The sequence below is a fragment of the Saccharopolyspora sp. NPDC003752 genome (assembly GCF_053605825.1).
In genome coordinates, this window is record NZ_JBSGJZ010000006.1 from 39,552 (window position 1) to 61,445 (window position 21,894).

Consider the following 21,894-nt stretch of genomic DNA (forward strand, 5'->3'; position numbering starts at 1 on the left):
TCTTGTGGGAGGACACCGTGAGCACCACGGACCAAATCGGGTCCGGGTCCGGTATCGACGCCGAAACCTGGGCCGCTGCCCATAGCAGCCCCGAATTCACCACCCTGCGACGCAGACTGCGCAACTTCGTCTTCCCGGTCTCGGCACTGTTCCTGGCCTGGTATCTGGTCTACGTGCTGCTCGCCGACTACGCGCACGGCTTCATGAGCATCAAGCTGGTCGGCAACATCAACGTCGGCCTCGTGCTGGGCCTGCTGCAGTTCGTGTCCACGTTCGCCATCACCACCTGGTACGTGCGATTCGCCAACCGGGAGCTCGACCCGATCGCCGAGGGGATCCGCGAATCCCTCGAGGGCGGCGCGAGCGACGAGGCGGAGGACGCCGCGGGCGACGGGGCGGAGGACACCGCGAAGGACAAGGCGGAGGACACCGCGAGCGACGAGGCGGAGGACACCGCGAGCGACAAGGCGGAGGACACCGCGAAGGACAAGGCGGAGGACACCGCGAAGGACACGGCGGAGGACACCGCGAGCGACGAGGCGGAGGACACGGCGGAGGACTCGACCGACGACGCCCCGGAGAAGTCCGCAGACGACAGCGCCGAGAAGGAAGCCGCCGCCGATGACGACGGCGACGACGGCGCGAAGGACGACGGCGCGAAGAAGGACGACTCCGAAGGAGGCCAGAAGTGATCGCCGCACTTTCCCCGCTGGCCCAGGGCGAAACCGCGAACAACAGCGCGCTCAACATCGGCATCTTCGCGCTGTTCGTCGTGGTCACCATGGTCATCGTGTTCCGCGCCAGCCGGAACACCAAGACCGCCTCCGACTACTACGCCGGCGGCCGCGCGTTCACCGGCCCGCAGAACGGCATCGCCATCGCCGGTGACTACCTGTCGGCGGCGTCGTTCCTCGGCATCGCCGGGGCGATCGCGGTCTACGGCTACGACGGCTTCCTGTACTCGATCGGCTTCCTGGTGGCTTGGCTGGTGGCGTTGCTGCTGGTCGCGGAGCTGCTGCGGAACACCGGCAAGTACACGATGGGCGACGTGCTCAGCTTCCGGATGAAGGAACGTCCGGTGCGCACCGCCGCGTCGCTGTCCACCCTGGCCGTGACGTTCTTCTACCTGCTCGCGCAGATGGCCGGTGCTGGCGGCCTGGTCGCGCTGCTGCTGGGCATCACGAACAAGACCGGCCAGGCCGCGGTGATCTTCGTCGTCGGCGCGCTGATGATCGTCTACGTGCTGGTCGGCGGCATGAAGGGCACCACCTGGGTGCAGATCATCAAGGCGGTGCTGCTGATCGCGGGCGCCTTCGTGATGACCATCTGGGTGCTCGCCATGTACGGCTTCAACTTCTCGGGCCTGCTCGGCGCGGCCGCCGACGTCGCAGGCGACAAGGTGCTCAACCCGGGTGCTCAGTACGGCAAGACCGAGATCAGCAAGCTGGACTTCGTCTCGCTGGGCATCGCGCTGGTGCTGGGCACCGCGGGTCTGCCGCACGTGCTGATGCGCTTCTACACCGTGCCCACCGCGAAGGAAGCCCGCCGCTCGGTGGTCTGGGCGATCTGGCTGATCGGCCTGTTCTACCTGTTCACGCTGGTCCTGGGCTACGGCGCCGGGGCGCTGGTCGGCTCCGACGTCATCAAGAAGGCGCCGGGCGGCGTGAACTCGGCGGCGCCGCTGCTGGCGCTGGAGATCGGCGGCCCGCTGCTGCTGGGCTTCATCTCCGCGGTCGCGTTCGCGACGATCCTCGCGGTCGTCGCCGGCCTGACGATCACCGCGTCCGCCTCGTTCGCGCACGACATCTACGCGAACGTGATCAAGAAGGGCAAGGTCGACGACAAGGGCCAGGAGGTCAAGGTCGCCCGGATCACCGCGGTGGTCATCGGCATCGTGTCGATCCTGGGCGGCATCGCGGCCAACGGCCAGAACATCGCGTTCCTGGTGGCGCTGGCGTTCGCGGTCGCCGCTTCGGCGAACCTGCCGACGCTGCTGTACTCGCTGTTCTGGAAGCGGTTCAACACGGGCGGCGCGCTGTGGAGCATCTACGGCGGTCTGGCGGTCACCATCCTGCTGATCGTCTTCTCGCCCGCCGTCTCCGGTGCCGAGGACTCGATGTTCCCGTCGCTGGACTTCGCGCTGTTCCCGCTGAAGAACCCGGGCCTGGTGTCGATCCCGGTGTCCTTCCTGCTCGGCTACATCGGCACGGTGCTGAGCAAGGACTCGGCCGACGAGGCCAAGCAGGCGGAGATGGAGGTCCGGTCGCTGACCGGCGCCGGCGCGGAGAAGGCCGTCTCGCACTGACGCGCTGAACCGCTCCACCTCGAACGAGCGCCCCGTCCGGCCGAGAGCCGGGCGGGGCGCTTTCGTCGGTCGTTCGCGTCAAGCGGCGCTCAGCTCGGATTCGGCGGCCGTGAAGTGCGCTTCCCACATGTCGCCGTCGGCCCGGCGGGGCGGGACGCGAACCAGCAGGGCCTGCACGCGCGGGTCGGTCATCCGCACGAACCCGGCGAACCGCGGTGATCCGCCGCCCTCCGGAACCGTCGCCAGATGTCCCCAGTCGCTGCCGTTCGGCCAGCGGAGAATGGCTCGACGAGACATGGCTTTCCTTCCTGCCGGGCGGATCCCGCGAACGGATCTGAATCGAACAAGCACACTGTGGCACGAGGCCTCACGAAAACGGCGATATCTTCGGGATCTCCGACCGAAAGCGTGATCAACTACGAAATGGTCTCGTGTTATCGCAGGTGAAGACGGGTTTTCCCGGGGTGTGAGGCGTCCGCCGACGCGAAAGGCGAGTCTCTTACGCGGGCACCACGCGTCTCGTGGCAGCATCGGGGTGTGACTACTCCAGTTCCCGGTCATCAGGTGCCCGGCGTGCAGCCGGAGGAGCTGCCCGCGCAGCTGCCGGAGGGCAGCGTGCTGCTCGACGTGCGCGAGGCGAACGAGTGGCAGGCCGGGCACGCGCCCGAGGCCGTGCACCTCCCGATGAGCGAGCTCGTGCAACGGCTCGACGAGATCCCGGAGGCCGACCAGGTCTTCGTGATCTGCCGCTCCGGCGGCCGGTCGGCGAAGGTCGCCGCGTACCTCAACGCCAACGGCTGGGACGCGATCAACGTCGAGCGCGGCATGAACGGCTGGTCCGCCATCGGACGGCCGCTGGTCTCCGACGACGCCGACGGCGAGCCGTACGTGCTGTGACGGCCCGACCTCCCGGCCCCGGACGGCCGAGCGTGGAGTGGGTCGCCACCCCGCCCGGCGGCCCGCGGCGGATCCGGCCGCCGCGCCGACCGCACCGCTACACCGGCCCGCCGGCCTACCCGGCCGTGCCGCGCTGGGGCTTCCCGCTGCTCGCGTGGCGGTGGCCGCTGGCACTGCCGCTGCGGCCGCACGTCGATCCGATGCTGCGGGCGGTGTCCGCCGCCGGGACGGCGGTGGTGACGCTGTGGATCACCGCGGGCGTGGCGGCGCTGGCCACCTTCGCGGAGTGCTGGCGGTACGTGCTGCTGCTGATCAGCCGCAGCCAGGCGCTTCCGCGCACGCCGCTGGCGATCTCCGACGTGCTGGTCGGCACGACCGGTTCGATCCTCTGGGTGCTCGGCGTGCTCTCCGGTGTTTTCGCCGTCCTGTGGGGCCTGCGGGCGCGCGCTGCGGCCGCGGAACGCACCGAGGTGCAGAGCGCCCGGCCCGACTGGCAGGTGGTCGTCGGCGTCCTGGTGCCGGGGCTGAACCTGTCCGTGCCGGGCTCGACGCTGGCCGAGCTGGAGCATTCAGTGCTCGTCGCGGAGGGCGCGCGTCGCCGGGGCGAGCGGCCGTTCCCGACGCTGCGCGTCCGGTTCTGGTGGGCGGCGTGGGTGGGAACCCTGCTGCTCGGCTGGCTCTCGTTCGGTTGGGGATTCTTCGGCAGCGTGCAGGCCCAGGCGGACGGCGTCGTGCTGCACGCGCTCAACAACGCCCTGGTCACGACCCTGGCGATCATGACGGCACTGCTGATCAAGTACCTGATGCGGCTGCTCGCCCCGCTGGACCCGACGGAGCTCGCGCAACTCCGGGTCCGCGCGGTCCGCGCCGCGCCGCCCGCGCCCCGGGCCACCCGCCCCACCAGCGCTCCGCGCTGACCGCACTCCCGAGGTTCCGCAATTTCCATTGAAATTGGACCTTCAATTTCAATGGAAATTGCGGCGTCACGAGGACGTGGGTGGGGCGTTCGCTTCGTCACGTGGTGGTGCGGGTCCTCGGTGACGCTGTTGTTGCGGTGCGTCACAGATGCCGGAAGTGGATCTGGATCGCCCGCATAATGGGCGCCGTGCGGCAACCGACCCCCGACGTCGTCGCGCACCGAGGAGCCTCCGCGCACCGCGCCGAGCACACCCGCGGTGCCTACGAACTGGCCCTCGAACAGGGCGCCGACGCGCTCGAATGCGATATCCGGGTCAGCCGGGACGGCCACCTGGTGTGCGTGCACGACCGGCGCATCGACCGGACCTCCAGCGGCCGCGGCGTGGTCAGCGAGCTCACCGTCGCCGCGATGTCCGAAGTGGACTTCGGCGGCTGGCACCAGGAACCGCCCCAGTCGGCGGACGACCTGGTGCGCGGCCCGGCCGCGGAGCCCGAGCACGGCGTGCTGCTGCTCGACGAACTCCTCGGCCTGCTGCGGGACAACTCGCGCCCGGTCCGGCTGTTCATCGAGACCAAGCACCCGGTGCGCTACGGCGGGCTGGTGGAGCGCAAGCTGGTCGCGCTGCTGGCCCGGCACGGCTTGGCGACGCCGGTGGACCGGGAGAACTCGCCGGTGCTGATGATGTCGTTCGCGCAGTCCGCGGTGCGCCGGTTCCACGAGGCCGCGCCGGGCGTGCCGACGGTCCTGCTGTTCGACCGGTTCCGCGGCCCGCTGCGCTCCGGCGTGCTCCCGCCGTGGGCGGACCTCGCCGGGCCGGGCATCGGCCTGCTGCGCGAGGACCCGGGATTCGTCGCGCGCGCGGCCGCGCTCGGCCGCGACACGTACTGCTGGACCGTCGACGACCCCGCGGACATCGAGCTGTGCGCCCGTTCCGGAGTGCGCTTCGTGGCCACCAATGCGCCCGCGTCCACCCGCTTCCACCTGGCTGAATCGGGCCTCGCGCAGTTCGGTAGCGTCACGGCGAAGTGACCATGAGCGAGGGGATCTGCAGTGTCGAAGCGAACCGCACCCAAGCCCCAGGCGGACACCGGGATCAAGCCGCGCCAGCCCTGCCCGTGCGGTTCGGGGAAGCGCTACAAGGCTTGCCACGGCGCCGCGGGCGGTGCCGCCGACGTGATCGTGACCAGGCCGTTCGAGGGCTTGGCCGCGGAATGCGAGCTGGTCGCGCTGCGCGAGTTCGTCCCGTCGGCGACCGCGAAGCTGCCGCTGCGCGGGGAGGGCGCGGTCACGCTCGCGACCGTGCTGCCGATGGCCGCCGCCGCGCTGCGGCGCAACGACGACAAGTCCTTCATCGGGCTGCAGGTGCAGACCCACTCCGGTGACATCAGCCGGGATCTCGCGCGGGCCGTCGAGTGGGTGCAGACCGCCGAGATCGGCGAGTCGCTGTCGGTGGTGGGCCCGGAGACGGCCGAGCCCGGCACCATTCCGGCCCGCCTGCAGGACCTGCTCGACCCGGCCGCACCGCTGGAGGTCGAGCTGCACGAGGACTTCGCCTGGTGGCTGCCCGGCGACGTGGAGCCGACCGGCGAGGTCGCGCTGTCCCTGGAGCGGGCGAACGCGGCGATCATGCCCACCGATCGGCTGACCGCCGAAGGTGTGGAATCCGCGTACTGGGTCGACGCTGGCGAGAAGGCCCACCTGCGCTGGGTGCGCCCGGAGCCCGAGGAACAGCTGCTGGCGGCGCTCGCGCGGTTGTCCGCCCGGGGCGAGCTGGCGCTCGGCGAGGACAGCAAGTACGCGGGATCGTTCCGCGCGCACGGCCTGCTGGTGCCGGTGTGGGACCTCGACCGCGAGAAGCACGCGCGCGAGTGGGACGAGCCCGCCGCGGAGCTCGGGCGCCGGCTGGCCGATGCCCTCGGCTCGCTCGACTCGGAGCCGCTGAACGCGGCGGAGCGGCGCGCCCGCGATGGCCTCCGCGGCCGCCAGGTCACCATCCGCTGAGCCCGGTGTCGGGCGGTTCCGGCCGGAACCGCCCGACGTGGCTCCACAGTGGATCGATTCGTCGGCCGCTGGAATCCCCTAGTCGCGGGGAATCGCCTCGATGCGAGCCATGTTCTGCTCGCCCCATTCCCCGAGCGGCATCAGCGCCGTGATGAGCGACCGGCCGAATTCCGTCAGCGAGTACTCCACCTTCGGCGGCACCTGGTGGTACATCTCGCGGTGCACCAGGCCGCTCGCCACCATCTCCTTGAGCTGCAGGATCAGCACCCGCTCGCTGATGTCCGGGATCGCGCGCCGCAGCTCGCCCAAGCGCCGCGTCGCGAAGGCCAGCTCCCACAGGATCAGGCACTTCCACTTGCCGCCCATCACGTCGATCGCGGCATCCAGTCCGCAGGTGTACTTGTTCCGCTTCATCCCGGGCTCCCACTGACAAAAAGTTCAGTACCCGACAAAATAGTCGGTACTTGATCAAAGTTCAGCCAAGTCGCGAGGATCGAACGCGTCAACGCGATCGATCTCGAAAGAGCCGACTTTGAACTGGAGCACGAACATGGCCGGTGGCATGCGCACGGCGGTGACCGTCCTCGGGCTGGGGAACATGGGCGCGGCGCTGGCCAAGGCGTTCCTGTCTGCCGGGCACCCGACGACGGTGTGGAACCGCAGCCCGGAGAAGGCCGCGCCACTGGTCGCCGAGGGCGCAGCGCACGCCGGATCGATTGCGGACGCGGTCACCGCCGGCCCGCTGATCATCGCCTGCCTGACCACTTACGACGCCACGCTGAAGGCCCTGGCGCCCGCCGCCGGAGAGCTGGCCGGCCGCACCCTGATCACGCTGAACAGCGGAACTCCCAGCGGCGCCCGGGAAATGGCGGAGTGGGCGACCGGCAACGGCGCCCGCTTCCTGGACGGCGCGGTGAAGAACGTCCCCGAGGCGGTCGCGAAGCCGGACACGCTGCTGTACTACAGCGGCGACGAGGCCGTCTTCGACGAGTACGAGCAGACCCTGCGGGAGCTCGGCGGCGACACCCGGTACCTCGGTGCCGACGTGGATCTCGCGGCGCTGTACGAGATGGCCGTCGGCGCCACGCTGTTGCCCGCCCTCCTCGGCTTCTTCGAGGGCGCGGCCCTGGTCGCGAAGCGCGGGACGCCCGCGAGCGAGCTGGTGCCCTACACCGTCAAGTGGCTGGAGATGATCGGCTCGGTGCTGCCGAAGTTCGCGGCGGAGATCGACGCAGGCGACTACAGCGACCCGTCCTCGACGGTCGGCCTGTTCTACGCGGGCATCGCCCACGACGACGAGCTGGCGGCGGCGAACATCGACGTCAGCTGGCGCGAGCCGATGAACGACCTGCTGCGCCGGGCGGTCGCCGAGGGTCACGGCGAGCACAGCATCTCGGCGCTGGTCGAGCTGCTCCGGAAGCCCGACCCCGGTGCTGCTCGCAGTTTCAATTGAAACTGGTCCACCGTTGTCGTTGGGCCGAACGGGTGATCAACGCGCCGGTCGGGCAACCGATCGGCGCGTTGCCGCGTGTCATCCCCGGCGATACCCGACGTTTAGGGGGTGGAGGGTTGACCACGCACCTGCCTGCAGTGCCGACCGCCACCGAGGCGTCCGGTGTCTATCGCGGGCGGGCACGTCGGGGGGACATGGCGGCGGCAGAGGATGATTTCGCGGAGTTCGTCCGGGTAGCACTGCCCGGGCTGATGCGCTATGGCCACGCCCTGACCGGCAACCCGCACGATGCCGCGGACCTGGTGCAGACCGTGCTGGAGAAGGTCGGCGCCCGCTGGTCGAAGATCAGCCGGAACTGCGCGGACCCCACCGCCTACGTGCGCAAGGCGATGGCGAACACGCACGTCAGCCGGTGGCGCCGGACGCGCCGGGAAACGCTGCTCGCGGATTTCCCGGACATCCCCGCCGCCATCCAGCAGGATCGCCTGGAGCACGAGCCGCTGTGGGTCGCGCTGCGATCTCTGCCACCGAGGCAACGCGCGGTGGTCGTGCTTCGTTACTACGAGGGACTTTCCGAGCTGGAGATAGCCGACACGCTCGGCATCAGCTGCGGAACGGTGAAGAGCCAGGCCAGCAAGGCGATGGCGACGTTGCGCAAGCGGCTCGGGCCGCTGGTGGGAGGAGGTGACGCGTGATGGATCTGGAGGACGAGCTGCAGCGGGTCCTCCGGGACGACCGGCTGGACATCCCGGTGCGAACCGGCGCCGAGTGGTCGCTGGTGGCCGGGGCGCGTCGCCGCAGGCAGCGCAACGGTGTGCTGGCCGCGACGGGCAGCGCGCTCGCCGCGACGCTGCTGGTCGGCGGCGGGATCGCGCTGGTCGGCCACCAAGCGGGCGAGCCGGTGCAGCCGGCGGTGCCGCCCGTCGTGCAACCGGAGCCGAACCCGGGCTCGACCGCGCCGCTGCAACCGACGCAGCAGCCTCCGGCCCCGCCGCCGGTGCACCAGCAGCCGGGCCAGCCGCCGCAGCTGCCGAGCCTCACGACCCCGCCGACCAGGAAGCCGCTGCCGCCGGAGATCCTGCTGACGACGACCTCCGAGCCGGACCCGACGACCTCGGCGTCGCAGACCTCCAAGCCGAACCCGACCTCGTCGCAGAACCCCGCCGCCACCGAACCGAATTCGCCCGGCGGGTAGCGCGAGGGCTCAGAGGGCGCCGCCGGCGGTCCGGGGTGCCATCGCGTCGGCCCCTTCGTCGCCGACCGTTTCGCGGGCCAGGTAGTTCTCCACGTCGAAGAGGTTGCCCTTGGAGCGGTCGACCACGTTCAGCAGCGTCGACATCGCGGCGACCTCCTCGACCTGCTCCTTCAGGAACCACTGCATGAACTGCTCGCCGAGGTAGTCGCCCTCCTCGCGAGCGGTCTTGGCCAGCGTTTCGATCTCGCGGGTGACCTCGCGCTCCTGCTCCAGGGCGAGCGCGACGAGCTCGCGGGTCTCGGTGAAGTCGTTGCGCACCTGCTCGATGGCCGGGATGGCCGGCTTGATGTTGTTGTCCATCAGGTACTGGACGATCATCATCGCGTGGTTGCGCTCTTCCAGCGCCTGCCGGTAGAAGTGCGCGGCCAGCCGCGGCAGGTCCTCGTTGTCGAACCAGACCGCGACGGCGATGTACTGCTGCGAGGCGGTGAATTCATTGCGCACCTGTTCCTGCAGCAGGTGCTCGAAACGGGATTCCTTGTGCTGAATCTTCTTCGCGGTGACAGCCATGCCCCCAATATACTCTGGAATGAGTCCAGATACATTTCAGGTAAACCTAATAATCCTATGGTTAACCTTGGCTGATCGCGTTTTAGCCAAGGCAATCCTCAGATAAATAAGCCAAGCCAAACCTGTGCTGTTTTGGCTGGTGGCGACGCTGTCGTCGCTGCTGGTGGTGAATGTTTCGCGCCGTGTCACCAATTCGAGTGGCTATTGTTCGGCTAAGGGCGCTCGTGATCGGCTTTTCCGGTTGGAACGCCCTCCATTAGTCACTCGATCAAGTGATGGAATGGGAATCGGACGAGTTCACGGATTCAGCGGGGCGCGGGTGATGGGGCAGGACATGCATCGCGGGCCGCCCCGGCCGGAACCGAGTTCGGAACCGCTGATCCGCAGCACCTCGATCCCGGCGTCCTCGAGTCGCGCGTTGGTCTCGGCGTTGCGCTCGTAGGCCACCACCACGCCGGGCGCCACGGCGAGCGTGTTGTTGCCGTCCTCCCACTGCTCGCGTTCCGCGGTCACCGGGTCCAGGCCGGTGTCGATCGCCCGCAGGTGGTCGATGCCCATCGCCTCCGCCGCGGCGGTCAGGAACGGGGTCGGGCCGGACACCTTCAGCTCGCCGTCCAGCGGGCGCAGCGCGAAGGCCTCCAGCGAGTGCTGGATCGCCGGGTACATCACCACGGCGTCGCGGTCGACCATCGTGCACACCGTGTCCAGGTGCATCGAGGCCCGGGCCTGCTCGATCGGCACCGCCAGCACGGTGTGCGCCAGGTCGTCGGCGAACAGCGAGCGGGCGAGCGACTCCGCGCCGGCGGGCGTGGTGCGCTCGCCGACGCCGATGGCCACCACGCCCGGCGCGAGCAGCAGCACGTCGCCGCCCTCGACGGGCGCGGAGTGCGCGCCGTAGGCGCGGGTGGAGTGCGAGAACCGCGGGTGGTAGGCGTAGATCAGGTCGGTGAGCGCGGATTCGCGGCGGCGCGCCGGCATCGCGAGGGCCGCGATCGCGACCCGGTCGCCGATCCACACCGACGAGTCCCGGGTGAACAGCAGGTTCGGCAGCGGATCGATGGCGAAGTCGTGCGGGTGGTGCATCCGGCGCACCAGGGACTCGCCCTCCGCGGCGGGCAGCTCCTCGAACGTCATGCCCGCGATGAGGATCCCGGCCAGCGCGGAATCGTCCACGCTGGACAGGTGCGAGCGCAGCGTGTCGGCGATCTCCGTGCCCACCCTGAGCTCGTCCACGCCCGCGAGCACGGCCGCGGCCCGAGCGCGGGTGTCGCGCAGCGCCTCGGTGAGCAGGTCGCGCAGCAGCAGCACCTCGACGCCCCGGTTGCGGAGCACCTCGGCGAACGCGTCGTGCTCCTCCTGGGCGCGATCGACCCACGGGATCGCGTCGAACAGGAGTTGGTCGCTGTTGCGCGGCGTGAGCCGCTTCAGCTCCGTGCCCGGCCGGTGCAGCAGCACCGCGTGCAGCGGGCCGACCTCGCTCTGGACGTGTGGTTCGCTCACGATGAGCAGCCTAACCGCGACTAACGGAAACGTCCGTCAACGACGACGATTTCGATCAATCATTAACCAAAAAGCTCAACTGACCATCGGATCGTTGCGCAGAATGGACGATCGGTTCGTTGCCGGGTCGGCTTGCGGATTTCGCCTGGAATCGGCAGCTCCCGGGTCAGGGCAGCCAGCCGACGCGGCCGCGCAGGGCGGCGTAGCCGACGAAGGCCACCACGTCGATCAGCGCGTGGCCGACGACCAGCGGCCACAGCCGGTTCGTGCGCTGCCAGGCGCGGCCGTAGACCAGGCCCATCACGACGTTGCCGACGAAGCCGCCGAAGCCCTGGTACAGGTGGTAGCTGCCGCGCAGCACCGCCGACACCCACAGCGCCCGGTTCTCCGACCAGCCCAGCTGCCGCAGCCGGGTCAGCAGGTAGCCCACCACCAGCACCTCTTCGGCGAACGAGTTGCCGAACGCGGCCAGCGTCAGCACCGGCGCGCGCCACCACGCAGCATCCAAAGTGGATGGTTGGACGGTCAGGGCGAGGCCCAGGGAGTGCGCGACGAGGTACAGGCCCAGGCCGGGGATCCCGATCAGGGCCGCGAGACCCAGCCCGCCCGCGAAGTCCCGCCCGGGACGGGAGCGGTCCAGGCCCACCTGCCGCAGCGCCACCCCGCCGCGCCACAGCAGGTACAGCCCCAAGCCACCCCATGCGCACAGCCGCAGCACGTTCGCCAGCTGCGCGAGCATGTCGAGCAGCCCGAGCTCCGCCTGCGGCACGTTGATCGCGGCGTGCTGGTCCGCCAGCGGTTCCGGGCGCAGCAGGGCGTCCAGCAGCGACAGCAGGCTCTGCACGCCGGAGAGCCCGAGCGTCACGGTGAAGACCACGAACAGCTCGATGACGATCGCCCTGCGCTCCGACCGGTCCGCGATCGTCGCGGGCTCGCCGGGCCGGGTCGGGGTCAGCCATGCGCGCAGGGTGCTCACGCGTCGAACCGTACCCGGATCGGTGACGCCACCGGCCGGGCGCTCGAAGGTCTGGAAATACCGGGAAAACCGCGTGCGGAACTGGTCACCGCCCCCGCCGCGTCGGATCGGCATGGACGTGTTCGTGTGGGGCGCGGCGGACACCGAACGCGCGGTGCGCGTGCTGCAGGCGCTGCGCCGCTTCGACGTGCTCGACGGGCCGCTCGGCTCGGCCGACCTGTTCGGCATCCGGGACGGTGTCCTGGTCGAGATCCGGCACAGCGATCCGGGCGGGCTGCTGGTGCGGTTCACCGACGGGCGATGGCCCGGCCGATCGGCGATCGTGGCGCGCGCGTTCCTCTGGGTGATCACCCGCGACGCGTCGGTGGAGGAGGCGATGCTGGTGGGTCCGGGCGCCGATCCGCTGCGCTTCCGCGACGGCCGCATCCAGCTCCTGACCCCCGAGAACTCCGAACGCGACTGACGTCGGGGATCGGCGCGAACGGCCTCTTCGCGCCGCCTGCCGAGGTGAACGGTCCGTTCGCGCCGCCTGCCGAGGTGAACGGTCCGTTCGCGCCGCCTGCCGAGGTGAACGGTCCGTTCGCGTTGGCTGCTGAGGTGAACGGTCCGTTCGCTCCGTTCCGGCGGCGTCAGCCCTGGCGTTGCTGGGCGAGGAAGGGGCAGCCGACGAGGCGGCGGAGCTCCACGCCGAGGTGCTCGGTCGTGCTGACCGGGCGGGAGAACGCCAGTCGCACGTCGTGGTCGCCGTCGGCCGATTCCACCCGCAGCCGCAGGCCGTACTTGTCCAGCCCGAGCGGGCGGATGTGCCCGCCGCGCAGCTTCTCCGGCAGGTGCCGGGCGAGCAGCCCGACGACGTCGCGGTGCGACAGCTCCAGGTGCCGCAGCCACGCGTCTTCCTGCATGCAGAACGGATCCGGCGTGGCGGCCTGGAAGTCAGCGGGGTCCACCGAGCCGGTGCCCTCCGAATCCGCCAGCACCAGCGACGCGGATTCCAGCCGCAGGACGCTCGCGCCGTGCCCGGCGTCGAGCAGCCGCGGGTCCGGGCGCTCGTCGGCGACCGAGAGCACGGCGTCGCGGGCCTCCGCGCCGTCGAGCAGCCGCACCCAGCCGGTCAGCCACAGCAGCCCGCGCACCGGTTCGCGCAGCCGGACCGGCGTCGGGTCGGTGAGTTCCAGGACCGCGGCCAGTTCGGCGCGCGGCGCTTGCCAGGCGGCGGCGATCAGCGGGTGTTCGTCCGCCAGCAGGACGGTTGCGGAGCCATCGGCGTGCACGTGGTGCAGCAACGGCGCGATGCGCGCCGAGTTCTCGTCGGCCGGCAGGAGCGCTGCGCGGCCGCCGCGTTTGGCGATGCTCCTGGCACGTTCGGCAGCGCTCGGCGTCGCGGGCCGGCGAATGGTCGTCTCACCCACTGCTCACCTCCAACTTAGGCAAGCCTAATTTAAATGTGTCGGGTGGGGAAGTCACCTCGTCGGGCGCCACGCGGTCGCCGAAGCGGCCCCACTGCCCGCGCATCCTCTTAGTACCAGCTGGAACGGCTCCGTGGGGCGGCAACCGGAGTAGTGCCCCCAGGGGCGGTGCGAGCGCCGTCGGACCAGGGAGGATGATGATGTCCAAACCAGGCGAGGGAGGCCTACATGACCCCGCCCGACGTCCGTTTATCGGGCACCTTTGTTCACTGGCCGGTACGGCATTAGCGTGTCAGCCGTGTCAAGCGCTGTTGAGCTTCGCGCGCCCGGTCCGCGCGGCATCCCGCCCCTGTTCGCCCGATTGGTTGACGACGCGGCGCTGTTCCCGCCGGGTACCGCCGCAGTGCCGGAGGCGGTGGCCGACCACCTCGAGGCGCGCGGCGGCGCGTTCACGGGTCTGCTCGGGCCGATGCTGTGCAAGGCGTCCCGGCTGGCCGAGCTGATCACCGAACTGGCGAAGGTGAAGCCGGCGTCGCCGGTGCCGCTCTCGCTGGTGTGCGACACCGGGCTCGGCGGCGTGCCCAAGGCCCTGTCGATCATCGAGGGCCGGCAGGAGCTGCTGGCGCTGCGGATGGTCGAGATGCCCGCGCCGTCCGACGTCGACGACATCTGGCTGGAGCGCGTCTCGGAGTTCGTGCCGGAGGACATCATCCGGGTGGTCGAGCCGCGACGCGGCGGCGACGGCTGGCTGGACGGCATCCGACGGGTCGCCGAGCACGGCTGCTGGCCCAAGCTGCGCTGCGGCGGGCAGACCGCCGAATCGGTGCCGTCCATCGACGTGGTCACCGACTTCCTCGCGGTGGCGGGCACCCTCGACGTACCGTTCAAGGCCACCACCGGGCTGCACACCGCGGTGCGCGGCACCGACCAGGAGACCGGGTTCACCCACCACGGCTTCCTCAACGTCCTGGTCGCCACCGCGCGCTCGCTGTCCGGCAAGGACGTCCGGGCGGCGCTGGCCAGCACCGACGGCGCCGCGCTGGCCGAGGAGGCGCGCGCCCTGTCCGACGACGCCGCCAACGCGGTGCGCGACGTCTTCGCCTCCTACGGCTCGTGCTCGTTGCAGGACCCCGTCGCCGAACTCGAAGGATTGGGACTGCTTTGACCTGGATCGAGGACCCCGAGTTCGCCCCGGACAAGCCGTTCGGCCCGCAGACGCTGCCCTACGGGGTGCTGGTGACCGGCAGCGGCCCGGTCATCGCGGTGCGGGTCGGGCGGCACGCGCTGCTGTTGCGCGGCATCGCCGGGGAACTCGGTCCTCGACTCGCCGAGCTGGTCTCCGGCGACTCGCTCGATCCGCTGCTGGCCGCGGGCCGCGACCGCTGGCGCGAGCTGCGGGAGCGGCTCAGCGAGCTCGTCGCGGCCGATCGGGCGCCGGCGGGCGCGAGCCTGGTGCGCACCGACTGGCACACCCTGGTGCTGCCGTTCGCGGTCGGCGACTACGTCGACTTCTTCTCATCGCGGCACCATGCCGAGAACGTCAGCCGCATCTCCCGGCGCACCGTCGAGCCGCTGCCGGAGAACTGGTCGCACCTGCCGGTGGCCTACCACGGCCGCGCGGGCACCGTGTACGTCTCCGGCACCGACATCCACCGCCCGAGCGGGCAGCGCAAGGCCACCGGCGACCTGCAGCCCGCGTTCGGCCCGACGCGGCGGCTGGACTTCGAGGCGGAGGTCGGGTTCGTCTGCGGTGGCGAACCGGCCGCCCGGGTGTCCACTTCGGACTTCGCCGAGCACGTGTTCGGGCTGGCGCTGGTCAACGACTGGTCGGCGCGGGACATCCAGGCCTGGGAGTCCAAGCCGCTGGGGCCGTTCCTGGCCAAGTCGTTCGCCACCTCCGTCGCCGGGTGGATCACGCCGCTGGAGGCCTTCGAGCAGGCCAGGGTGCCGATTCCGGAACCGGCGCACGCGCTGCAGCCCTACCTCGTCGAGAAGGAGCCGTGGGGGCTGGACCTGCGGCTGGAGGTGCGCTGCAACGAGACGCTGCTGGCCTCGCCGCGGTTCGAGCACATGAGCTGGTCGCCCGCGCAGCAGCTGGCGCACATGACCGTGAACGGCGCGCCGGTGCGCCCCGGCGACCTGTTCGCGTCCGGGACCGTGTCCGGGCCCGAGCGCGACCAGCGGGGCTGCCTGCTGGAGCTGACCTGGGGCGGAGCGGAGCCGATCACGCTGCAGGACGGCGAGCAGCGGACCTTCCTCCAGGACGGGGATCGGGTGACACTGAGTGGCAGCGCGCCGGGGCCCGGCGGTTCGGTGATCGGGCTCGGCGAGGTGACCGGCACGGTGCTGGCCGCGGCTCGGAGGTGACGCGATGGCCCAACCCAGCCCCGAGTCGATTCGCGGCCCGATGCGCCTGCCGCGCGACGCCCAGCCGGGTACCAAGGAGAGCTCGCTGACGCTCGATCGTGGGCTCAGCCTGCTGCAGGCCGTGGCGGACGCGGAGAGCGAAGCGCCCACCATCAGCGACCTGGCGGCGACCGTCGGCGTCAGCCGCGCGGCGGTGTACCGGCTGCTCGGGCCGCTGCAGAGCCGTGGCCTGGTGCGCCGCGAGGGTTCGAAGGTGCGGCTCGGGCTCGGCGTGCTGTGGCTGGCCGGGCGGGTGCTGCCGCAGCTGCGCATCGCATCGCTGCCCGCCTTGCGGGCGCTGGCGGAGAAGGTCGGCGCGACGGTGCACCTGACCGTGGCCGACGGCAGCGAGGCGCAGGCCGTGGCGGTCGTCGAGCCGTCGTGGACGAGCTACCACGTGTCGTACCGGGTCGGCAGTCGTCATCCGGTGCAGCGCGGCGCGGCCGGGCGGGCCGTGGACCTGCCGCCGGGCGGGCCGGCGTGGATCGCCACCAGCGGCGACCTGCAGCCGGGCGCGTTCGCGGTGGCCGCGCCGGTGCGCGGGGTGCCGGGGCTGCGCGCCAGCGTCGGCGTGGTGGCCCTGCAGCCGCTGGCGCCGGAGGAGATCGGGCCGCTGGTGCTGGAGACGGCCGAGGCGGTCGCCGAAGCCCTGCGCTGACTTCGCGTCGCGTAACGCTGGCTCTGATTCAGCCGGTTCAGCCCCCGTATTCGCCTCCACAGTTCCACTGACGTTCGGGAGGAACGAGCCCCTCGCCGCACGGCGGTGCTGGGAAGATGCATGATGACGCGTGCCGAGCGCCGGTGGCGGACGAACTTGGCCAGGAAATAAAAACCCCCGGCGCGTACCGAAGTACTGGCTAACCGGGGGACTTCGCGATCGACCATACCACAGGAAGCCACATCACATCGCGATGTGATGTGGAATCGGGCATATCGACATCGCCTGGCGATGTGCTGAATTGCTCGCGCTGGCGTTCCTCGCGGCTCAAGGTCACGTTCGGTGGCCGGTGATCATGGTGGTAGAACACCGCAGTGGGCTATGACGCTGCGCCACCACCGGATGAGCTCGAACCGCTGCTGAGCGCCGAACGGCTGGGCACCTATCACCGGCATGCCCCGGCGTGGGGCGTCCCGCCGATCTCCCTGTACCTGCTCGGGGGCGAGCTCGCCGCCAGCTTTCACCGCGATCTCGGCGTCGCCGAGGTGGTACTGCGCAACGCGCTGAACGACCAGCTCACCGAGCGGTACGGCCCGCGTTGGTGGGCCGATGAGCAACTGCTCGACGATCGCGGCCAGGCCGCGATCGCCAAGGCATGGACCGATGCGCGGTGCACCGAGGACGGCCCGTCCGGCCGCTTGGTCGCGCAGCTGGCGATGGGGTTCTGGGTGCACCTGCTTGAATCCGGCGGCTACGTCGGCAAGAAGCCGTTCCGGCGGCGTCGGTACTACGACGCGACGCTGTGGCGGCCGGCCTTGCGGTTTGCCTTCCCGAACTCGACAGGAATCCGCAGTGAGGTGCATGCGGTGGCGCATCGGGTCTATGCCCTGCGCAACAGGATCTCCCACTGCGAGCCGATCGTCGGTGGGGTCCGCATTCCCGGCACGACGATTCGACGCAGCCCGGCTGAGATCCACGACGACATCGTGACGCTGGTTCGGTGGGTGTCCGCGCCGGTCGGCGACTGGCTCGCTGTTCGGTCCCACACCCCCGTGCTGCTCAGGGACGCGCCGAACTGATCTGGGCGGGAACGCCATGATCATGATGCGCAGCCGCGACGGCCGAGCCGGTCAGCCGCCGGGCCCGGGGCTTCGCCGAATGGACTCGGGACCACGCCGCCGACTTCCGCCCGTAGCCCGGTGGGGGTCGTGAGTGGGAACGGCGGTTCTTGCCGCAACGACTACTCACGACCCATGTGCTCACGCGGGCAGGGCCTGGTTGAGGTCGGCCCAGATGTCGTCCGGGTCTTCGATGCCGATCGAGACGCGGATGACGCCTTCGCCGATGCCGACCGCGCGCAGCTGCTCGTCGGTGAGCTGGCGGTGCGAGGTGCTGGCCGGGTGCAGCGCCAGCGTCTCGACGCCGCCCAGCGACGGGCCGAGCGATGCCAGCCGGATCGCTTGCACGAAGGCCAGCCCGGCCGCCCTGCTGCCCAGGTCGAAGGTCAGCACGCCGCCGTTGCCGGTCAGCAGCTTCCGCGCCAGTTCGTGGCCGGGGTGCGACGGCAGGCCCGGGTAGTGCACGGCGCGCACCGCCGGGTGCTCGGCGAGCCGTTCGGCGATGAACTGGGCGCTCGCGCAGTGCTGGCGCATCCGCAGCGCGAGGGTCTGCACGCCGCGCAGCGTCAGCCACGCCGCGAAGGGATCCGCCGACGCGCCGATCTCCACCAGCTCCGGCCACAGCTCGCGGTGCAGGTCGGCGTCCGCGAACACCGCGACCCCGCCCAGCACGTCGGAGTGGCCGCCGAGGTACTTCGTCGTCGAGTGCACGACGACGTCCGCGCCTTGCTCGATCGGGCGGCACAGCAGCGGGGTGGCGAAGGTGTTGTCCACGACGTTGATCAGGCCCGCCTCGCGGCCCACCGCGAACATCCCGGGCAGGTCGGCGACCTCCACCATCGGGTTCGAGATCGTCTCGGCGTAGAGCAGCTTGGTGTTCGGTCGCAGCGCTTGCCGCGCCTCCGCCGGGCCCGACACGTAGCTGACCTCGATTCCCCAGCGGTGCGCGAGGTTCTCGAAGGACGCGAACGTGCCGCCGTAGAGGCTGCGCTGGGCGATCACGTGGTCGCCGCTGCTCAGCAGCGTCAGCAGCACCGAGTTGATCGCGCCCATCCCGGAGCCGGTCGCGAAGCCGGCCTGCCCGCCCTCCAGCTCGGCGACGGTGTCCTCCAGCGCCCGCACGGTCGGGTTGCCCATCCGCGAGTAGACCGGCGCGCCGTCGGGGTTCGCCATGCCGTCGGCGAGGACCGCGGGATCGGCGAAGGCGAAGCCGGAGGTCTGGTAGAGCGGCGCGGTCAGCGGCCGCCCCACGGGGGGCTCCGGGGTCTTGACGTGGACGCAGCGGGTGTTCAAGTGGGTCATGGGAACCAGGCTTCCCCCGGCGGCGGTCCGCGGGAAGCGCCAATGCGGGTAGATTGGCTCCCCGATGGAACCAATTTCGCTGGATCGCGTCGTGGGATTGCTCGGCCGCTGGTCCGCGCAGCGCGGCGCTCTGCACGAGCTGCTCGCGGGACGGCTGCGCCAGCTGATCGAAGACGGCAGCCTGCCGCCGGACACCGTGCTGCCGCCCGATCGCACGCTCGCCGACGCGCTCGCGGTCGGCCGCAACACCGTCGTGGCCGCCTACCGGACGCTCCGCGAGGAGGGCCGGCTCGAACGCCGCCAGGGCAGCGGAACCCGGGTCACGTCGGCATGGCTCACCGCCGCCCGCAACGCCGCCGTCGAGTCGGTCGGCCCGATGTACCTGCACCTGCTCGAACCCGCCGACGGCGCGATCCAGCTGACCTGCGCGAGCCCGCTGCTGCCGCCACCGGAACTCGCCGAGCTGCTGCCCGCGGTGACCGCCCGGCTCGCCGCCATCGGCCCCGACATGGGCTACCACCCGGCCGGCGTTCCCGAGCTGCGGCAGGCGATCGCCGACCGCTACGCGCAGCGCGGCGTGCCTACCCGCGCCGAGCAGATCCTCGTCGTGAACGGGGCGCAGCAGGCCCTTTCGCTGCTGATCAGGCTGCTCGTGGCGCCCGGCGACGAGGTGCTGCTCGCCGCCCCGACCTACCCGGGATCGTTCGAGCTGTCGCAGGAGGCCGGTGCCCGGATCCGCGCGGTCCGCGCCGGTGACGGGCTGGACTTGGCTGGTTACCTGCGCGCGGTGGCGGATCGTCCGGCGCTGGCGTACGTGATCTCCGCCTTCCACAACCCGACCGGCGAACTGCTGCCGTCGTTGCAGCGCCGCAGGCTGGCGGAGACCTGCGAGCGGCACGGCGTCCCGCTGGTCGACGACGAGGTGCTGGCCGAGCTCGACCTCGACGACGCGGCCCCGGAGCCGCTGGACGGCGCGGCGGTCATCAACGTGGGATCGCTGAGCAAGCTGGTCTGGGGCGGCCTGCGGGTCGGCTGGGTGCGTGGTTCCGAGCCGCTGATCACGAGGCTGGCGCGGCTCCGGGCGGTGCACGATCTCGGCGGCCCGGTGCTGGACCAGTGGCTGGCCGCCGCGCTGCTGCCGAGGCTGGACGAGGTGCGCGAGCGGCGGATCGGCGAACTCCGCGCCCGGCGCGACCGCCTCTGCACCGAACTCGACGCGAACCTGCCGTGGACGTTCCGGGTTCCTGCGGGCGGGCAGACGCTCTGGGCCACGCTGCCCCACGGCGACGCGAGCGCCTTCGCCCAGCACGCGCTGCGGTTCGGCGTCGCGGTGCTGCCAGGTCAGTCGCTGGATCCGCAGCGGCGCAGCGAACGCTGCCTGCGCATCCCGTTCCACTACCCGCCGGACGAGCTCGCCGAGGCGGTGCGCAGGATGGCGGAGGCGTGGCGTTCCTACGACGGCACGGCCGCGGTCGCCGCGGTGAACGCGCTGGTCGTCTGAGCGCCGGGGAGTTCGGTGCCGCTGCCGGTGGTGCCGTCGAAGATGCCCATGCGCTGGAACTGCGGCCACAGCTCGGCCCACGGTCGCCGCGGCCCGCTGGCGAGCCAGATCGTGGTGCCCTCGTAGTAGGTGTCGAGCCGGGTGTCCACTGTGGTCAGCGGGCGGACGTCGCGGAAGGACCGGAGCAGGTCTTCGCGGGTGCCGCCCAGGTACACCACGTGCTCGGTGTCCTCCGGCGGGCGGCCGAGGTACCAGAATCCCCGGCTTCCGCTGTACACCTCGGGAATCCCGGCCGCGCTCCCGCAGTGGTGCAGGGCGCCGGCCGACCAGTAGTCGTGGGTGATGACGGCGGTCCGCGGGGGAGCGCGGTGGTAGGCGTCGGCCACGGCCGAGGTCAGCTGCGGCCAGCCGATGCTGCCCCGGCCGAACGTGTCGAACCGCTGGATCGACGACACCGGGAGCACCGGCAGCGCGGCCAGCGCCAGGCAAGCGGAGACCGCGAAAGCCGTGCCGGTGAGCCGGCCCGGGAACTTCGGGGCCTCCACTGCGGCAACGGCGTAGAGCAGGCCGAACAGGCCCGCGACGTAGTAGGGGCGGCCGTCCGCGAGCAGGAAGATCGCCGTGGTTCCGATGGCGGCCCAGCCCAGGTAGCGGTACGGGCGCAGGTTCGGCGAGCGCAGGAGCCGCCACGAGCCGTAGCAGGCCGCGGCCCCGCCGACTAGGCCCGCGCAGGCGACGGCCGTCGGGAGGAACAGCCAGCCGTACCAGTTCTCGGCGGCGATCGCGGCGGGCATGCGCAGCTGCGGCCAGCCGTGGGCGTGCTGCCAGAGCAGCGTGGGAACCGTGGTGAGCGCGGCGAAAGCCGCCCCGCACCAGAGCATCGGGCGGCGCAGCAGCTCGCGCGGTCCAGCCGCGAGGGCGGCGACACCGACGCAGAGCCACCACGCCGGGATCAGGAACTTGACCTGCAGCGCGACCGCGGTGATCACGCCGGCCCACAGCAGCAGGTGATCCCGGCGGCAGCGCGTCCAGCGCACCACCAGCCAGCCGATCACCGTCCACAGGAACGGATCGAACGACCAGGTCGCGAGCAGGTGCCCGGCGCTGGCGAACTGCACGGTGACCGCCCAGGCCCCGGCGGCGAGCACCTGCGCGCGGCGGTCGCCGCCCAGTTCGCGCGCGATCAGCGCCGTCACGACGACTCCGGCGGCGGTGACCAGCATCGGCGGAATCCGCAGCGACACCAGCGAATCCGGGAACAAGGTGTCTAAAGTGGACGCTATCAGCGGGATCAGCGGCGGCTGGTCGGCGTAGCCCCAGGCAAGGTGGTGCCCCGCCGCGATGAAGTAGAGCTCGTCGGCGAAGTAGCCGTAACGCGGGCTGGTCAGCAGCAACGCGATCGCGACGGCCGCGGCGATCAGCAGAGCCGGCCGCACCGCCGGCGGGAACAGCGGTTCCCGGCCGATTCCCTTCGGCTGCACGGCTTTTCCGGGATGGGTCAACGTCACGGATGAGCCCCTTTCCGGGCGCGCGGAGGCACCGGCCGGAATCGGATTCCCGGCCGACGAGAGGGTTTTCGCGATTTCGCCGGGATGTTCCGGACGAAACCCCATGGGATTCGGTTTGCGCTGGTCAGGTTCCGTGCGTGTTTTGGGGCGCTATTGCACCCCAAAACACGCACGGGTGC

At 71.0% G+C, this 21,894-nt stretch carries 22 protein-coding genes and 1 pseudogene; 15 read left to right on the plus strand and 8 right to left on the minus strand.

What is annotated here, in order from left to right; genetic code table 11:
- Positions 1-35 precede the first annotated feature (35 nt).
- A pseudogene (locus ACWEV3_RS09790) lies at positions 36-362 on the plus strand (DUF485 domain-containing protein); the annotation flags it as partial.
- A 419-nt stretch (positions 363-781) separates the two neighbouring features.
- Entirely contained in the window at positions 782-2,305 is a 1,524-nt protein-coding gene (locus tag ACWEV3_RS09795; RefSeq protein ID WP_452613707.1) for a solute symporter family protein, read from the plus strand.
- Positions 2,306-2,383: 78 nt separating this feature from the next.
- On the opposite strand, the gene ACWEV3_RS09800 is transcribed toward ACWEV3_RS09795, so the two are convergent.
- A complete protein-coding gene (locus ACWEV3_RS09800) occupies positions 2,384-2,602 on the minus strand; it encodes a hypothetical protein (RefSeq protein WP_452613470.1) in 219 nt (72 codons plus the stop codon).
- 240 nt (positions 2,603-2,842) lie between these two features.
- On the opposite strand from ACWEV3_RS09800, the gene ACWEV3_RS09805 reads away from it, so the two are divergent.
- From ACWEV3_RS09805 to ACWEV3_RS09820, 4 genes are all read left to right on the plus strand, one after another.
- Complete coding sequence (locus ACWEV3_RS09805) at positions 2,843-3,202, plus strand: rhodanese-like domain-containing protein (RefSeq protein ID WP_397527370.1); 360 nt, start codon at positions 2,843-2,845, stop codon at positions 3,200-3,202.
- Between the two features lie 32 nt (positions 3,203-3,234).
- Entirely contained in the window at positions 3,235-4,119 is an 885-nt protein-coding gene (locus ACWEV3_RS09810) for a DUF4328 domain-containing protein (protein WP_452613471.1), read from the plus strand.
- Between the two features lie 179 nt (positions 4,120-4,298).
- The gene (locus ACWEV3_RS09815; protein WP_452613472.1) at positions 4,299-5,150 is read left to right on the plus strand and encodes a glycerophosphodiester phosphodiesterase; all 852 of its coding nucleotides are present in this window, start codon (positions 4,299-4,301) and stop codon (positions 5,148-5,150) included.
- 21 nt (positions 5,151-5,171) lie between these two features.
- Positions 5,172-6,122: a DUF5926 family protein gene (locus ACWEV3_RS09820; protein ID WP_452613473.1), complete on the plus strand. Its 951-nt coding sequence runs from the start codon at positions 5,172-5,174 to the stop codon at positions 6,120-6,122.
- Positions 6,123-6,200: 78 nt separating this feature from the next.
- Here the strand turns inward: ACWEV3_RS09820 and ACWEV3_RS09825 are convergent, their stop codons facing one another.
- Entirely contained in the window at positions 6,201-6,536 is a 336-nt protein-coding gene (locus ACWEV3_RS09825; protein WP_452613474.1) for a winged helix-turn-helix transcriptional regulator, read from the minus strand.
- 136 nt (positions 6,537-6,672) lie between these two features.
- Here ACWEV3_RS09825 and ACWEV3_RS09830 point away from each other — a divergent pair, with 136 nt between their 5' ends.
- The 3 genes from ACWEV3_RS09830 (at position 6,673) to ACWEV3_RS09840 (ending at position 8,770) form a co-directional block, all read left to right on the plus strand.
- On the plus strand, positions 6,673-7,575 hold the full coding sequence (locus ACWEV3_RS09830; protein WP_452613708.1) for an NAD(P)-dependent oxidoreductase: 903 nt from the start codon (positions 6,673-6,675) through the stop codon (positions 7,573-7,575).
- Between the two features lie 194 nt (positions 7,576-7,769).
- Positions 7,770-8,270, plus strand: a complete 501-nt coding sequence (locus tag ACWEV3_RS09835) for a SigE family RNA polymerase sigma factor (protein ID WP_235883265.1) — start codon at positions 7,770-7,772, stop codon at positions 8,268-8,270.
- Positions 8,267-8,770 (plus strand): hypothetical protein, encoded by a 504-nt coding sequence (locus ACWEV3_RS09840; protein ID WP_452613475.1) that lies wholly within the window; start codon positions 8,267-8,269, stop codon positions 8,768-8,770. Before ACWEV3_RS09835 ends, ACWEV3_RS09840 begins: the two co-directional genes overlap by 4 nt.
- 9 nt (positions 8,771-8,779) lie before the next feature.
- Here the strand turns inward: ACWEV3_RS09840 and ACWEV3_RS09845 are convergent, their stop codons facing one another.
- The 3 genes from ACWEV3_RS09845 to ACWEV3_RS09855 all read right to left on the minus strand — a co-directional run bounded on the left by ACWEV3_RS09845 (position 8,780) and on the right by ACWEV3_RS09855 (position 11,816).
- Positions 8,780-9,340 (minus strand): ferritin, encoded by a 561-nt coding sequence (locus tag ACWEV3_RS09845; RefSeq protein WP_452613476.1) that lies wholly within the window; start codon positions 9,338-9,340, stop codon positions 8,780-8,782.
- Between the two features lie 297 nt (positions 9,341-9,637).
- On the minus strand, positions 9,638-10,840 hold the full coding sequence (gene arcA / locus ACWEV3_RS09850; RefSeq protein ID WP_452613477.1) for an arginine deiminase: 1,203 nt from the start codon (positions 10,838-10,840) through the stop codon (positions 9,638-9,640).
- 166 nt (positions 10,841-11,006) lie between these two features.
- Entirely contained in the window at positions 11,007-11,816 is an 810-nt protein-coding gene (locus tag ACWEV3_RS09855) for a CPBP family intramembrane glutamic endopeptidase (RefSeq protein WP_452613478.1), read from the minus strand.
- A gap of 112 nt (positions 11,817-11,928) precedes the next feature.
- On the opposite strand from ACWEV3_RS09855, the gene ACWEV3_RS09860 reads away from it, so the two are divergent.
- Positions 11,929-12,279 (plus strand): hypothetical protein, encoded by a 351-nt coding sequence (locus tag ACWEV3_RS09860; protein WP_452613479.1) that lies wholly within the window; start codon positions 11,929-11,931, stop codon positions 12,277-12,279.
- A gap of 166 nt (positions 12,280-12,445) precedes the next feature.
- Here ACWEV3_RS09860 and ACWEV3_RS09865 read toward each other — a convergent pair whose 3' ends face one another.
- A complete protein-coding gene (locus ACWEV3_RS09865; protein ID WP_397527376.1) occupies positions 12,446-13,225 on the minus strand; it encodes a DUF2470 domain-containing protein in 780 nt (259 codons plus the stop codon).
- A gap of 295 nt (positions 13,226-13,520) precedes the next feature.
- Between ACWEV3_RS09865 and ACWEV3_RS09870 the strand changes: the two genes are divergently transcribed.
- From ACWEV3_RS09870 to ACWEV3_RS09885, 4 genes are all read left to right on the plus strand, one after another.
- Positions 13,521-14,387 carry a hypothetical protein gene (locus ACWEV3_RS09870; protein WP_452613480.1) on the plus strand — a complete coding sequence of 289 codons (867 nt, stop codon included), beginning with the start codon at positions 13,521-13,523 and terminating at the stop codon, positions 14,385-14,387.
- Positions 14,384-15,589, plus strand: a complete 1,206-nt coding sequence (locus ACWEV3_RS09875; protein WP_452613481.1) for a fumarylacetoacetate hydrolase family protein — start codon at positions 14,384-14,386, stop codon at positions 15,587-15,589. The genes ACWEV3_RS09870 and ACWEV3_RS09875 overlap by 4 nt, the downstream gene beginning before the upstream one ends.
- Positions 15,590-15,629: 40 nt before the next feature.
- Positions 15,630-16,286, plus strand: a complete 657-nt coding sequence (locus tag ACWEV3_RS09880) for an IclR family transcriptional regulator (protein ID WP_452613709.1) — start codon at positions 15,630-15,632, stop codon at positions 16,284-16,286.
- A 374-nt stretch (positions 16,287-16,660) separates the two neighbouring features.
- A complete protein-coding gene (locus ACWEV3_RS09885; RefSeq protein ID WP_452613482.1) occupies positions 16,661-17,365 on the plus strand; it encodes a CAAX protease in 705 nt (234 codons plus the stop codon).
- A gap of 180 nt (positions 17,366-17,545) precedes the next feature.
- On the opposite strand, the gene ACWEV3_RS09890 is transcribed toward ACWEV3_RS09885, so the two are convergent.
- Positions 17,546-18,706: a trans-sulfuration enzyme family protein gene (locus tag ACWEV3_RS09890; RefSeq protein ID WP_452613483.1), complete on the minus strand. Its 1,161-nt coding sequence runs from the start codon at positions 18,704-18,706 to the stop codon at positions 17,546-17,548.
- 64 nt (positions 18,707-18,770) lie between these two features.
- Here ACWEV3_RS09890 and ACWEV3_RS09895 point away from each other — a divergent pair, with 64 nt between their 5' ends.
- Entirely contained in the window at positions 18,771-20,207 is a 1,437-nt protein-coding gene (locus ACWEV3_RS09895; RefSeq protein ID WP_452613484.1) for an aminotransferase-like domain-containing protein, read from the plus strand.
- Here ACWEV3_RS09895 and ACWEV3_RS09900 read toward each other — a convergent pair.
- On the minus strand, positions 20,159-21,715 hold the full coding sequence (locus ACWEV3_RS09900; RefSeq protein ID WP_452613485.1) for an ArnT family glycosyltransferase: 1,557 nt from the start codon (positions 21,713-21,715) through the stop codon (positions 20,159-20,161). The genes ACWEV3_RS09895 and ACWEV3_RS09900 overlap by 49 nt on opposite strands.
- Between the last annotated feature and the right edge of the window lie 179 nt (positions 21,716-21,894).